General features: G+C 64.1%; 12 protein-coding genes. 7 read left to right on the top strand and 5 right to left on the bottom strand.

All coding sequences use genetic code 11. The features are described 5' to 3' along the window. Positions 1 to 43: 43 nt before the first annotated feature. From HBH1_RS14525 to HBH1_RS14535, 3 genes are all read left to right on the top strand, one after another. Complete coding sequence (locus HBH1_RS14525; protein ID WP_039874981.1) at positions 44 to 985, top strand: MurR/RpiR family transcriptional regulator; 942 nt, start codon at positions 44 to 46, stop codon at positions 983 to 985. A gap of 151 nt (positions 986 to 1,136) precedes the next feature. After that, positions 1,137 to 1,925 carry a transporter substrate-binding domain-containing protein gene (locus HBH1_RS14530; protein ID WP_102663329.1) on the top strand — a complete coding sequence of 263 codons (789 nt, stop codon included), beginning with the start codon at positions 1,137 to 1,139 and terminating at the stop codon, positions 1,923 to 1,925. A 38-nt stretch (positions 1,926 to 1,963) separates the two neighbouring features. After that, positions 1,964 to 3,331, top strand: a complete 1,368-nt coding sequence (locus HBH1_RS14535) for an MmgE/PrpD family protein (protein WP_233207617.1) — start codon at positions 1,964 to 1,966, stop codon at positions 3,329 to 3,331. A gap of 5 nt (positions 3,332 to 3,336) precedes the next feature. On the opposite strand, the gene HBH1_RS14540 is transcribed toward HBH1_RS14535, so the two are convergent. After that, positions 3,337 to 4,329, bottom strand: a complete 993-nt coding sequence (locus tag HBH1_RS14540) for a M48 family metallopeptidase (RefSeq protein WP_102663331.1) — start codon at positions 4,327 to 4,329, stop codon at positions 3,337 to 3,339. A 7-nt stretch (positions 4,330 to 4,336) separates the two neighbouring features. Continuing rightward, complete coding sequence (locus tag HBH1_RS14545; RefSeq protein WP_102663332.1) at positions 4,337 to 5,434, bottom strand: YjgN family protein; 1,098 nt, start codon at positions 5,432 to 5,434, stop codon at positions 4,337 to 4,339. A 343-nt stretch (positions 5,435 to 5,777) separates the two neighbouring features. Here HBH1_RS14545 and HBH1_RS14550 point away from each other — a divergent pair, with 343 nt between their 5' ends. The 4 genes from HBH1_RS14550 to HBH1_RS14565 all read left to right on the top strand — a co-directional run bounded on the left by HBH1_RS14550 (position 5,778) and on the right by HBH1_RS14565 (position 10,565). Continuing rightward, complete coding sequence (locus HBH1_RS14550) at positions 5,778 to 6,545, top strand: dienelactone hydrolase family protein (protein ID WP_102663333.1); 768 nt, start codon at positions 5,778 to 5,780, stop codon at positions 6,543 to 6,545. Positions 6,546 to 6,721: 176 nt separating this feature from the next. Further along, positions 6,722 to 7,444: a gluconate 2-dehydrogenase subunit 3 family protein gene (locus HBH1_RS14555; protein ID WP_077238325.1), complete on the top strand. Its 723-nt coding sequence runs from the start codon at positions 6,722 to 6,724 to the stop codon at positions 7,442 to 7,444. A 2-nt stretch (positions 7,445 to 7,446) separates the two neighbouring features. Beyond that, positions 7,447 to 9,228 carry a GMC family oxidoreductase gene (locus tag HBH1_RS14560; RefSeq protein WP_102663334.1) on the top strand — a complete coding sequence of 594 codons (1,782 nt, stop codon included), beginning with the start codon at positions 7,447 to 7,449 and terminating at the stop codon, positions 9,226 to 9,228. An 11-nt stretch (positions 9,229 to 9,239) separates the two neighbouring features. Beyond that, positions 9,240 to 10,565: a cytochrome c gene (locus HBH1_RS14565; RefSeq protein WP_199181591.1), complete on the top strand. Its 1,326-nt coding sequence runs from the start codon at positions 9,240 to 9,242 to the stop codon at positions 10,563 to 10,565. A gap of 91 nt (positions 10,566 to 10,656) precedes the next feature. Here the strand turns inward: HBH1_RS14565 and HBH1_RS14570 are convergent, their stop codons facing one another. The 3 genes from HBH1_RS14570 to HBH1_RS14580 form a co-directional block, all read right to left on the bottom strand. Beyond that, positions 10,657 to 11,538, bottom strand: coding sequence for a carbohydrate ABC transporter permease (locus HBH1_RS14570; protein WP_006462792.1), 882 nt, complete (start codon positions 11,536 to 11,538; stop codon positions 10,657 to 10,659). After that, a complete protein-coding gene (locus HBH1_RS14575; RefSeq protein ID WP_102663335.1) occupies positions 11,538 to 12,437 on the bottom strand; it encodes a carbohydrate ABC transporter permease in 900 nt (299 codons plus the stop codon). The genes HBH1_RS14570 and HBH1_RS14575 overlap by 1 nt, the downstream gene beginning before the upstream one ends. A 170-nt stretch (positions 12,438 to 12,607) precedes the next feature. After that, positions 12,608 to 13,939 (bottom strand): ABC transporter substrate-binding protein, encoded by a 1,332-nt coding sequence (locus HBH1_RS14580; RefSeq protein ID WP_006462790.1) that lies wholly within the window; start codon positions 13,937 to 13,939, stop codon positions 12,608 to 12,610. Between the last annotated feature and the right edge of the window lie 104 nt (positions 13,940 to 14,043).

The following is a 14,043-nucleotide window of genomic DNA, read 5'->3' on the forward strand; positions in this document are numbered from 1 at the left end:
ATGTTGCTCATGCAGGGCTATCTTCCGCCCCTTGTCCTGCATCGTGAACCAAGCTGCGCTGACCGCCCTCATCAAGGAACGCTTCGACCGCCTGCCGCGTCAGGTGCGCGAGGTGGCTGCCTTCGTGCTGGATCACCCGCATGAGGTGGCGGTGCTGTCCATGCGCGAACAGGCGCGCCTGATCGAGCTGCCACCGTCCACCATGACGCGTTTTGCCAAGGCGCTCGGGCTGTCCGGCTACGACGCCGTGCGCGAAGTGTTCAAGGCCAGCCTGCGCAGCCATGGCAGCGAATTCGGTTCACGCGCCCAGGGCCTGGTGGAGTTGCACCAGCGCATCGGCGAGGAAGCCCTGGCCATGGACCTGGTGCAGACCGCCGAGGCGCAGATACGCTCCTTCGCCAGCGGCTCCACCATGCCGGCCATCATGCGCGCGGCCAAGCTGCTGTCGGCGGCGCGTGACATCTTTTGCCTGGGCCTGCGCGGCTCTTTCCCGGTGGCCTTCCAGTTTGCCCATGTGTGTGAATTCTTTGCGCGCAACGTCACACTGGTGGATGGCGCCGGCGAGAGCGGCATCATGAAGCTGATGCACCAGCCCTCCTCGCGCGACGTGGCGCTGATCTGCAGCATGGCGCCACATTCGCGCCGGGCCATGTCGATTGCCACCCATCTGCAGAAGGCCGGCGTGCGGCTGGTGGTCATCACCGACAGCGCCAGCTCGCCCATGGCGCGCATGGCCAGCGAAGCCATCATCGTGCCCAACAAGGGCGCATCGTTCTTCGATACCTTGCTGCCGGCCTTTCTGGTGGCAGAAATCCTGGCGGCGCTCATGGCCGCCACCGCAAAGATCAACATCAAGTCACAGATCGCCGACACCGAGAGAAAACTCTGGGGCGTGGGCGAATGGTGGGGCAGCCAGGGCGAGGAAGCCCCCGCGCTGGAACCGCGCGCGGCGGCGCCCACCCGCAACAGACGACGCCGCACCTGAAGAGGCAGCAGCGCAAAAAGCATTACCGGAGCGGCGCATGCCCGAGACATGCGACGGACAACAAGCACGCCAGAAGGCGGCAGGGGCTCGCCCCAGGTTCTCGAACTTTCTTACTGCGTATCGACGGAGCTTGGCTCCAGAAAGGTTTTCCATGAAACGCCGCTCCCTACTTGCCATGCTGACTCTTGCGGCTGGCCTGGCCGTGGCCAGCTCGCCCGTGCTGGCCGACGACCTCTACAGCACCATCATGGCGCGCAAGTCCATCCGCGTGGCCGTGCCGACCGACTACCCGCCCTATGGCTCGGTGGGCAGTGACATGACCCCGCGTGGCTACGACATCGACATGGCGCAACTGATCGGCAAGAAACTCGGCGTGAAGGTCGAACTGGTGCCGGTGACCGCGCCCAACCGCATCGCCTACCTGCAGACCAACAAGGCCGACATCACCATCTCGTCGCTGGGCAAGACCGCCGAGCGCGCCAAGGTGGTGGACTTCAGCCTGGCCTATGCACCGTTCTTCGATGCGGTGTTCGGCACCAAGAAGGTCAAGGCCAGCAGCTTTGCCGAACTCAACGGCAAGACCATCTCGGTGACCCGTGGCTCGATGCAGGACCAGGAGCTGGAACAGCTGGCGCCGGGCGCGGTGGTCAAGCGCTTCGAGGACAACAATGCCACGCTGTCGGCCTTCCTGGCCGGGCATGTGCAGATGTTCGCCACCGGCACCACGGTTGCCGCCGCGCTGCAGAAGATGAACCCCTCGCTGGACATGGAACTGAAGGTGATCCTGGCCAATGCGCCTTGCTACGTGGCCATGCCCAAGGGTGAATCGACCCTGCTGGCGAAGATCAACATGATCATCCGCGAAGCCCGCGCCGATGGCACCATCGACAAGTTCTCGCAGACCTGGCTGGGCGCCCCGGCCGGGCAGCTGCCGGATTGAGCGGGCCGCACTCCGCCACGACAGGCGATGCGCCGGGTGTGAGCCTCGCCATCCCTGCCATGGCACGCTGGCTGGTGCGGCAGGAGGCGGGAAGCATCCCCCCGCGCATCCGCCGCATCGCCCTGCATAGCCTCATCGATACCCTCGGCGTGATCAGCGCCGGTGGTCGCACCCGCGGGGCGGCCCATGCCCGCCTGCTGGTGCAGGGCGATGGCGCGGCCGGTACCTGTGGCCTGGCCGGCAGCGACCAGCGCACGCAGGCGCGCCACGCCGCGCTGGTCAATGCCGTGGCCGCACATGCGCTGGACTTCGATGACAACTGCTACGCCGGTTTCGTCCACGGTTCGGCGGTGATCGTGCCGGCCGCGCTGGCGGTGGCCCAGCAGATCGATGCCGATGGCCAGGCCCTGTTGACGGCCCTGGTGGTCGGCGCCGAATGCCAGTACACGCTGGGCCTGGCAAGCGACAACCGGCTCTATCGGCGTGGCTGGTGGAGCAGCGGGATACTCGGCCCCATCGGCGCTTGCGCGGCGGCAGCCTGGCTGCTGCGGCTGGATGCGCAGCAGGCCGCGCATGCACTCGGCCTGGCCGCTGCCAGTGCGGCCGGCATCAAGGCCGGCTTCGGCACCGACGCCAAGGCCCTGCTGGCCGGACGTGCCGCCGAGGCCGGGGTGATGGCGGCCTGGCTGGCACAGGCCGGCGCCACCGGCCCGATCGATGCCTTCGAGCATCGCCATGGCGTTGCGCATCTCTTCAATGACGATCATTTCGATGGCAGCGTCTTCAGCGCACTGGGACAACGCTGGACGCTCGAAGATCCGGGGCTGGACGTCAAGCGCATCCCGGTCTGCCTGTCTTCGCATGCCGCCGTCGATGTGGTGGTGGAGTTGATCGCGGCGCATGGTGTGCGCAGCGAGGAGATTCTTGCCATCCGCTGCGACGTGCCACCCATCGTGATTGCCAACCTGATCCATGATCGCCCACAGACGCCGCAGCAGGCACAGTTCAGCATGCCCTTCGCCATCGCGGCGGCGGTGCTGCACGGCGGGCCGCGCCTGCAGGACCTGGAGGCGGCGCGACTGGCGCAGGCCGACATGATCGCGCTCATGGCCAGGGTCAGCATGTGCAGTAGCACGCAATGGCAGAACCCGGCGCGGCAGCAGCAGGCCCCCGAGGGGGCCGAGGTCTGTATCCAATTGAGTGATGGCAGGCAGTTGCATGGCCGTCGCGATGCACCGCGTGGCGCAGCACGCGAGCCTTTGACGCCGGAACAGCGGCGCGAGAAATTCCTGGAATGCCTGCGCTACGGTGGCGTCGATGAGCACATCGCCAACGAGCGGCTGGCACAGCTGGAGGGGATGGAGGCGCTTACTGGCGTACGCACCCTGTTCCCCTTCTCGACCTGAACGGATCAGCGCGCCCCGAGGATGTGGGCAATCCGTTCGTCGTTGGCCGGATGGCTGGACAGGTAGGGTGACACGCCGCCGTCGGCACCGCCGCCGGCCTGTTCCAGCTTTTCGAACACCTTCGCCAGCTTCTGGCGCGGCAGGCCGTTGGCCTGGAACATGGCGATGGCGTAGTCGTCGGCTTCGCGCTCGATGTCGCGTGAATACTTCAGGTCCAGCATTACCGTCGGGATATTGGCCAGCACCGCCGAGACGTCCCCGAACAGCACCGTCGCCGTGGCCGCCATGGCCGAACTCTGGATCAGCCGGCGCATCAGGTGGCGTCGGTGGACATGGCCCAGCTCGTGCGCCAGCACGCCCATGAGCGCATCGTCATCGTCCAGCAGGCGCACGATCTCGTCAGTCACCACGATCTGTCCGGAGGGCAGGGCGAAGGCATTGGGACCGATGCGACTCTTGCGGAACACGATGTCATAGGCCGGCGCATCCGCCATGGGCGCCGTCAAAGCCTGGAAGCGCGCCTTGATGGCGGCCGCCCGGCGCACGTCCAGCTGGCTGGGGGCCAGCACATGCAGATCCAGGAATTCCAGCGTGCCGCGTCCGATCTGCTGATCCACCTGCACCGGCAGCGCCGCCGCGATGCCGCGCGCAGCCAGCGGCAGCAGATAGAGATAACCCAGTGCCACCACCGCGATCAGGACTGCGCAGGCGGTCAGGGCATGGCGCCAGCTCTGCTGCAGCCGCACCACCAGCGTGTCGCGGTGACCGGTCTGCTGCAGCAGATCGCGAAAGGCCTGGGCATCGATGATTTCCAGATAGGCGCCGTCGGCGAAGCTGACCTTGCGCGCCGCCCGGTTGAAGCGCTCGGACACGCGCAATTGCGAGATCGGGCAATCGCGCTCGACCTCGCCGCGCACCTGCGCCACGCCATCGACCACCGTCAGCGTCACCTGGTGACGCCGCGAGGTCTTGCCGTCGTAATAGGAAGCCTTGACCATCCCTGGCCTACATCGACAGGTCGAAGTCGAGCAGATCGCCCAGGCCCTCGCCGGTGGCCGAACCATGGGCTTCGCTGGAGGCGATGAAATCATCCAGGCCACTGGCTGGCAGCAGCGTCAGCGATTCGATGCGATACCGCAGCAGGCGGATCTGTGCGAAGGGGGTGAACAGACCCAGCGTGAAGGCGATGCCCAGGATATTGGTGAAGACGATGAAGGCAGTGCGGCCCCAACGCATCCTGCTCTGGAAGCGATGCTCGCCCAGGCGGGTGTTGTTCCAGACCAGGTTCTGCATCAAGGTCATCCACAGCGGGATGGCCAGGAAGCTCCAGACATACAGGGACAGGGACATCAGCACCAGCTTGCCTCCCCCCATGTCGCCCGACTTGGCAAGCTCGATCAGCATGAGGCCGCCAAAGCCGACGAAGATGACCACCAGCCCGCCCAGCCATAGCCCCAGCCCGATCACGACAGCCTTGTAGAACGCACCCACCGATCCATGGAAGGAAAAGTGCGTCGCCCCGAAGCGCGCTTCGCTGTGCTGGTAGCGCTTGAAACGCTGGTAGGCCAGCGGCGCCAGCAGGCCCAGGGAAACACTGGCCAGCATCGGCCACATCAGGAAGTTGCGGGCTGCGCCGCCGAGGCTACCGCGAAAACCGAAGCGGATGCCGCGATAGCTGGTGTTGTAGAGCTTGAACTGCAGGCTGCGCCAGATCAGCCAGGGGCCGGCCAGCACCATCATTAATGCCGCCGCCAGGCCCAGCAGTGGATTGGCCGCACCGGCAAAGTGATAGACCGCCAGCAACACCACGGCGATGATGCGGCCCTTGAGGATGGAAACGGGATTGCCGTGGTAGTCGAAGCTGCCCTCGGCCACCGAGGTATTGTCATAGAAGTAGCGCAGGCGGCGCACCTTGGCCCAGGCCGAGTAGATGCCCAGGGTGAGGATGGACAGCAAGAGATTGACGGTCCAGATGCGGAAATATTCCGAACCGCGCCCGCTGAAGACAAAGGGTTGCGAGGAAGGGGCTGGGGTGATGCTCGCTCTCGGCACTGGCTCGGGAGCTGGTTCGGACGGGAAGGGCAGGTCGATGGTGTCGTTCATGGGAGCTCTGGTTTGGATTTGTCTGAGGAAGAGGCTGCCGACGGGTCGGGCAAGAATCTATTGCTCGCAGACAAATGTCAAGCCAAGCCCTTATCCATGCGGCTTGTATGGAGATTGTAGGGAAACACCTCGCATTATGACGAGGTCAAGTGGTATGACCTCCTGCAGAAATGCACTGTTTGTGCGAACATTGTTGCCCTGATGCGGTCAAGGTGAAGGCATTGCTGAGCTGGTTTCCGGCTTGCGTTGTCAATCTGTAGCCGCAATCCGCGCCCAAATAAAAGTTTCCTGAGCGCCGGCCGGTCTCCACACCGGCCGGCGTTTTCCACCCAAAGGAGCCTCCATGTCCACGTCCTGGAACACCGCCGCCATTGCCGCCAAGCTCGGCATTGCGGTCAGCGATCTTGCCCTCGAAACGATTTCCCATAGCGCCGACGGCGTTGATTACGAAAGCGTCCTGCTCTATAACAAAGCCAAGCCGCCCGTTTCGGGTGTGCTGTCGGTGCCCAACTATTTCGGTCTGCGCCAGCAGGCACTGGAAATCGCCGCCACCACCATTGGTGCCGGCCACGCCATCCTGGTGGCCGACGTGTTCGGCAAGTCGGTACGTCCTACCGATGGTGACCAGGCCCTGGCCGCCATCATGCCCCTCAAGAAGGACCGTGCGCAACTGCGCCGGCGCATGCAGGCGGCGCTGAAGGTCTTGCGCGAGCAGAGTTTCGTGAAGCTCGCGGCCGACAAGATCGGCGCCTGCGGCTTCTGCTTCGGCGGCACGGCCGCGCTGGAACTGGCCCGTGATGGCGCCGAACTGCGCGGCACGGTCTCGTTGCACGGTGCGCTCGATACCCCGGCGCCGGCCGAGAGCAAGATCAAGGGCGCGGTACTGGTGCTGCATGGCGTGCAGGACCCTTCGGTCCCGCGTGAGCAGGTCAATGGCTTCATCGACGAGATGAGCGCGCTGAAGATCGACTGGCAACTGGTCAACTATGGCCAGGCCGGCCATTCCTTCACCGATCCGGATGCCAACAATCCCGGCTTCTTCTATCACCGCCAGACCGCCGAGCGCGCCGCCGTGGCGCTGCAGGCCTTCTTCGGCGAAGTGCTGGCCTGAGTTCGGACCGTGTTCCTGACCTTGCCGGTCGGCGCCAGGAGCCGGCCGGCAGGGGGCATCACCTTTACTACAAGAGACAAGCGTCCATCAAGGGGGCAGGGTGCGCATTCCTGCTTCCGGCCGTGGCGTAGTGTCCGTGTTTTTCCCTCGTCAAATCCCACGTCCAAAGGATAGTCATGTCACAAGATAAAGAGCCGAGGCGGCGTTTCCTGCGCCAGGTATTGGCCATCGTCCCAGCAGCAACAACGCTAGGTGGCGCCACTACCGTCGCAGTCAGCCAGCAGGCAATCGCCGACAGCGGCTCACCGGGCAAGCCCCGCGCCTACACCCCCACCTACTTCAACGCGGCCGAATGGGCCTTCATCAACGCCGCCGTCGACCACCTGATTCCCTCCGACCAGTACGGTGCCGGCGCCCTCGAAACGGGCGTGCCGGAGTTCATCGACCGCCAGATGGAAACCCCCTATGGCGCCGGCAAGCTGTGGTACATGCAAGGTCCTTTCCATCCTGACAGCGTTCCCGAACTGGGTTACCAGCTTTCGCTGGTGCCGCGTGACATCTATCGCCAGGGCATCGCCGCCTGCAACGACTGGTGCAGCAAGAACCACGGCAAGGTCTTCGCCGAACTGGACAAGGCCAAGCAGCTGGAAGTGCTGAAGATGATGGAAGGCGGCAAGATCGCCTTCGAGACTGTCCCGGCCAAGACCTTCTTCAGCTTCATGCTGGGCAATACCAAGGAAGGCTATTTCGCCGACCCGATGTACGGCGGCAATCAGAAGATGGGCGGCTGGAAGATGGTCGGCTTCCCCGGCGCGCGTGCCGACTACGCCGACTGGGTCGATCAATACAACGTGAAATATCCATACGGCCCCGTGTCGATTCTGGGAGAGAAGGGCTGATCATGGCTATCAAAAAAGACAAAGTGGATGTAGTGATGGTGGGCCTGGGCTGGACCGGTTCCATCATGGGCATGGAACTCACCGAAGCCGGCCTGAACGTGCTGGCGCTGGAACGCGGCGACATGCGCGACACCAATACCGATACGCCCTATCCCAAGGCGGTCGATGAACTGAAGTATTCCGTGCGCGGCGCGCTGTTCCAGGATCTCTCGCGCGAGACCGTGACCATCCGTCACACCCTCTCCGACGTGGCTGTCCCGTATCGCCAGCACGGTTCCTTCCTGCTGGGCGATGGCGTGGGCGGTGCCGGTTTCCACTGGAACGGCATGATGTACCGTAACCTGCCCGAAGAGCTGGAGATGCGCACTCACCACGAGCAGAAGTACGGCAAGAAATTCATTCCCGAGGACATGACCATCCAGGATCACGGCGTGACCTACAAGGAACTGGAGCCGTTCTACGACTTCTCGGAAAAGGTCATGGCCGTCTCCGGCAAGGCCGGCAACCTCAAGGGCAAGATCGTCCCCGGCGGCAACCCGCTGGAAGGCGAGCGCACCGACGAATTCCCGACCCCGCCGCTGCAATACCAGTACAGCGCCTCGCTGGTGGAAAAGGCCATGCGCGACGTCGGTTACCACCCGTATCCGGCACCCGCTGCCAATGCTTCGCAGCCTTTCACCAACCCGTATGGCGTGCGCATCGGCCCCTGCAACTACTGCGGCTTCTGCGAAAACTACGGCTGCTACATGTACTCCAAGGCCTCGCCGCAGACCACCATCCTGCCGGTGCTGTTGAAGCGCAAGAACTTCGAGGTGCGCACCAAGGCCCAGGTGATCAAGGTCAACCTGGACGCCTCCGGCAAGCGCGCCACGGGCGTCACCTACATCGACGCCCAGGGCCGCGAAGTGGAACAGCCGGCTGACCTGGTGCTGCTGACCGCCTTCCAGACCCACAACGTGCGCCTGCTGCTGCTGTCCGGCATCGGCAAGCCCTATGACCCGGTCACCGGTGAAGGCGTGGTGGGCAAGAACTTCGCCTACCAGTACAACGGCGGCATCAACGTGGTCATGCCCAAGGGCACCCAGTTCAATCCCTTCATCGGCACCGGTGCCGGTGGCGTGGGCATGGACGACCTCAACGCCGACCAGTTCGACCACGGTCCGCTGGGCTTCATCGGCGGCGCCTCGATCCGTCACGTGCGCTATGGCGGTCGTCCCATCAAGCAGGCCGGCACCATGCCGGGCGAGAAGGTGCCCAACTGGGGTTCCGAGTGGAAGGCCAGCGTGCAGGACGCCTACCAGCGCACCCTGACCATCGGCATGTCCGGTTCGGTGATGGCCTATCGCGACTGCTACCTGTCGCTGGACCCGACCTACAAGGATGCCAATGGCCAGCCGCTGCTGCGCATGACCCTGAACTGGAAGGAAAACGAAGGCAAGATGCTGACCTACATTGCCGGCGAGATGGAAAAGGTGGGCCACGCCATGAACCCCGAGAAGGTGGTCAAGGCCGTGCGCAAGACCGGTTCGTCCTGGGATACCCGGGTCTACCAGTCCACCCACCTGACCGGTGGCGCGATCATGGGTACCACGCCCAAGAACAGCGTGGTCAACAAGTATCTGCAGAGCTGGGATGTGCCCAACGTGTTCGTGTACGGCGCCTGCGCCTTCCCGCAGAACATGGGCTACAACCCGACCGGGCTGGTCACGGCGCTGGCGTATCACTCCGCCAAGGCGATCCGCGAGCAGTATCTGAAAAACCCCGGCCCGCTGGTGCAGGCATAAGGATAACGACCATGATCAAGCATTATTTCATCGCCGCCTGCGCGGCAGTCATGTCGCTGTCCGCGTTCACCGCAGCGGCACAAGGCACGACAGCGGCGCCGTCCGTCGACCAGCAACTGGTACAGCGCGGCGAATACCTGGCCAAGGCCGGCGACTGCGTGGCCTGCCACACGGCCAAGGGCGGCAAGCCGTTCGCCGGTGGTCTGGCCATCGCCACGCCCATCGGCACGGTGTATTCGTCCAACATCACGCCCGACAAGGAACAGGGCATCGGCAGCTACAGTGAGGCCGATTTCGACCAGGCCCTGCGCCACGGCATCCGCAAGGATGGCGCGTCGCTCTACCCGGCCATGCCCTATCCGTCCTACGCCAAGGTCAAGCCGGCCGACGTGAAGGCCTTGTATGCCTACTTCATGAACGGCGTGCAGGCTGATCCCACGCCCAACCGTGGCGTGGACATCACCTGGCCGCTGTCGATGCGCTGGCCGCTGTCGATCTGGCGCAAGGTATTCGCACCGGCGGTCGCGGTCGATGGTCCCGAGGACAACAGTCCTCTGGTTCGCGGCCAATACCTGGTCGAGGGCCTGGGCCACTGCGGCGCCTGCCACACCCCGCGTGGCGTGGGCATGCAGGAGAAGGCGCTGAGCAATGACAGCAGCGCATTCCTCTCCGGCGGCGTGATCGATGGCTACCTGGCCAACAACCTGCGCGGCGATGCCCGCGACGGTCTGGGCAACTGGAGCGAGGCCGACATCGTGGCCTTCCTCAAGACCGGCCGCAACAGCCATTCCGCTGCCTTTGGCGGCATGGCCGACGTGGTCGCCAACAGTACCCAGTACATGACCGAGCAAGACCTGGCGGCCATGGCCACGTACCTGAAGTCCCTGAAGCCGGTGAAGGAAGGCACGGCCGCGCTGGCCTATGACGACAAGACCCACCAGGCCTTGCGCAAGGGCAGCGACCAGAGCCCGGGCGCCATGGCCTTCCTGAACAACTGCGCGGCCTGCCACCGCAGCAGCGGCAAGGGCTATGACGAGACCTTCCCGACCCTGGCGCTGTCGCCCACGGTCAATGCGGAAAATCCGGCATCGCTGATCCGCATCGTGCTGGAAGGTGCAGAAATGCCCTGGACCCACAAGGCCCCGACGCAGTTCGCCATGCCGGCCTTCGGCAGCCGCCTGTCGGATCAGGAAGTGGCCGATGTGGTCACCTTCATCCGCAGCAGCTGGGGCAACCAGGCCTCGTCGGTGAGTGCCTCCGATGTGGCCAAGGTGCGCAAGCAAGTGCCGGAGAAGAAGACGGTGGAGGCGGGCAGTGCGCCGCTGGCCAAGCAATAGGTTCTTCTGCTTGAGCTGCAAGTAATACGCAGCAATGAAAAAGCCCGACGTCCGCGAGGACGTCGGGCTTTCTCTTTGGGGGACGAGGTTCTTATTCCTTCACCGCCCCCGTCATCCCCGAGACGTAATACTCCACGAAGAAGGAATACACCACCGCCACCGGTAGCGAGCCCAGCAGGGCGCCGGCCATCAGGGCGCCCCAGTGGTAGACGTCGCCATCGACCAGCTCGGTGACGATGCCCACCGGTACCGTCTTCACTTCGGATGAAGAGATGAAGGTCAGGGCGTAGATGAACTCGTTCCACGACAGCGTGAAGGCGAAGATGCCGGCCGAGATCAGGCCGGGCACGGCCAGCGGAAGGATGATCTTGACCAGGATCTCCCAGCGCGTGGCGCCGTCGATGAGGGCGCATTCTTCCAGCTCGTACGGAATCGAGCGGAAGTAACCCATCAACAGCCACGTGCAGAACGGGATGAGGAAGGTCGGGTAGGTCAGGATCAGCGCCCAGCGCGTGTCGAACAGGCCCAGCTTGAACACGATCGCCGCCAGCGGGATGAACAGGATCGAGGGCGGGATCAGGTAGGCCAGGAAGATGCCCAGGCCGACCTGCTTGGAACCCTGGAAGCGCAACCGTTCGATCGCATAGGCAGCAAAGACGCTGGCTGCCAGCGAGGCGAAGGTCGACACCACCGAGACGATCACCGTGTTCAGCAGCCAGGCCGGATACTGGGTGTCGAACAGCAGCTTCTTGAAGTGCGCCAGGGTCGGCGCCACCACCCAGAAGGGATTGCCGGTCTGGGAGAGCAGTTCGCCGTCAGGCTTGAAGGCGGTGATCACCATCCAGTAGAACGGGAACAGCAGCACGAACAGGAAGATCAGCAGCGGGATATAGATCGTCACCCAGCGGCGCGGTGTCGATTGCAGGAAATCCATGCCCTGGGTTTCCTGTTGGTCGTCTTTTTTCTTGGCCATTATTTGTCACCTCCTTGTTGCCAGCCGCGACGTTGCAGGCCGAAGTACGAGAACATGATCGCTGCCAGCAGGAACGGGATCATGTAGGTGGCCATCGCCGCACCTTCACCCAGGGCACCACCGGGGATCGCGCGCTGGAACGACAGCGTGGCCATCAGGTGGGTGGCATTCAACGGACCACCGCGGGTCAGCACGTAGATCAGCTGGAAGTCGGTGAAGGTGAACAGCACCGAGAAGGTCATCACCACCGCGATGATCGGGGTCAGCAGCGGCAGCGTCACATGGCGGAACTGCTGCCAGGGCGTGGCGCCGTCGATGGCGGCCGCTTCGTACAGCGAAGGCGAGATGGTCTGCAGCCCGGCCAGCAGCGAAATGGCCACGAACGGGATGCCGCGCCAGACGTTGGCAAAGACGGTAGACCAGCGCGCATTCCAGGGGTCGCCCAGGAAGTCGATGTAGTGGTTGATCAGGCCCATCTTGGTCAGCGCCCAGCTGATGACGGAGAACTGCGCGTCATACAGCCACCAGAACGCCAGCGCCGACAGTGCGGTCGGCACGATCCAGGGCAACAGCACGATGGCGCGGAAGAAGGTCTTCAGCGGCACGTTCTTGTTGAGCAGGATGGCCAGCCACAGGCCCAGTGCGAATTTGAGGATACTGGCGCTGACCGTGTAGAACACGGTGTTGAACAGCGACAGCTGGGCCAGCGAATCGCCGGCCAGGTAGGTGAAGTTGTCCAGGCCGACGAAGTTGCCTTCGCCACCGATCTTGGTGTCGGTGAAGCCCAGCCAGATGCCCAGTCCCAGCGGGTAGGTCAGGAACACCACCAGCAGGATCACGGCCGGGGCCATGAACAGCATGCCCAGTACGTTACGGTTGTTCAGGAATCGGGATAGCATGATTTGCCTCGATGAAAGGGCCGCAGGACAGGCCTGCGGCCGATACGGTGTTCGCTTCTGGTGATGGCCGGACGCCGTCGCGCCGGGTCGGCAGGCCCTGACAACCTGCCCCTTGCCCGCTGTCCCGAGGGAACCCGGCGCGGCGCCGTCCCGCCATCATGCCGTCGGCATCAAGCCTTGTAGTAGCGCTTGGCGCGTTCGGCGGCGCGGTCGATGGCCTGCTGCACGGTCTTGGAACCGCTGGCAGCTTCCGCCACCATGTCCACCACCACGTAGTCGGCCATGCAGGCCGCCGAGGCTTGTCCCAGCGGGCCTTCGTGACCGTGGTCCAGCATCAGCGAAGCCGAGTCGCGATAGACGGTGGCCTTCGGGTCTTCGGTCCAGATCGGGTTCTTCTCGTAGGCCTTCAGCGGCTGGCTGACGTAGCCGATGGAGGCCTTCATCCACGGGTTGTACTGGTCCGGCTCGAACATGAACTGCACGAAGGCCTTGGCGGCATTGGGGAACTTGGTGTGCTTGAACACCATCATCTGGGTGATCTGCATCAGCTCGGTGGGCTTGCCGGCCGGGCCGATCGGGAAGTGCGCGTGCTGCGTATCCTTGCCGATGTCCTGCATCTTCGGATCGGTGGAGTTCTTGGCCGCGTAATAGACCGAGATGCCGTTGGCGGTCATGCTGATCTGGCCGTCCAGGTAGGCCTTGTTGTTGGACGGGTCCTGCCAGGACAGGGTGCCGGGTACGAAGGTGGCGTACAGCTGCTTGGCGTATTCGAGTGCGGCACGGGTCTCGGGCGAGTTGATGGCGACCTTGCCGCTCTTGTCGACCAGCTTGCCGCCGTGCGACCACAGCAGCCAGTGCGCCCAGTTGTTGGCATCGCCCACGGCCTTGCCGAGGGCGAAACCGACCGGGGTGTCCTTGGCCTTCAAGGCCTGGCACAGCTTCAGGAAGCCGGCGGTGTCCTTGGGAATGGCGTCGAAGCCGGCGGCCTTGATCTGGCTTTCGCGATAGACCAGGGCATTGCCGATCACGCCCAGCGGCAGGGCGATCCACTTGCCGTCCTTGGTGCCGTACTTGCGGCAGACGTCGTACCAGCCACCATAGCGCTTGCCCAGCGAATCGGCCAGGTCGGTCATGTCGATCAGCTTGGTCGGATACTGCTGCGGGTCGTCGAACCAGCCCAGCACGATGTCCGGGCCGCTGCCCACGTTGGCGGCCACGGCCGACTTCGGACGCACGTCTTCCCAGCCTTCGCTGTCGGTACGCACGGCCACGCCGGTCAGTTCGGTGAATTTCTTGACGTTGGCGTTCCACAGGTCTTCGTCACCCTGGACGAAGCGCTTCCAGCGCAGCACGCGCAGGGTCGCACCTTGTTCGATCGGGTACTTGATGCTGTCGGCGCCGGCAGCGCCGGGGCCGGCGGCAAAGGCATTGACGCCCATGCCGGAAGCGGCCGCTGCGGCCGCACTGGTGACCAGGAATTCGCGTCGTGTCAGCTTGCTCATGTCTCCTACTCCTTCGGTTGAAAGTCGAATTGGACCGCTTTCGGATCGCGACGGAATCGCTCCCCTGCGGATGGACTCTTGTTCTTCTGATGCTGCGCTACTGG

The sequence above is a fragment of the Herbaspirillum sp. BH-1 genome (assembly GCF_002870055.1).
In the GTDB taxonomy this organism is placed as follows: Bacteria; Pseudomonadota; Gammaproteobacteria; order Burkholderiales; family Burkholderiaceae_D; genus Herbaspirillum; species Herbaspirillum frisingense.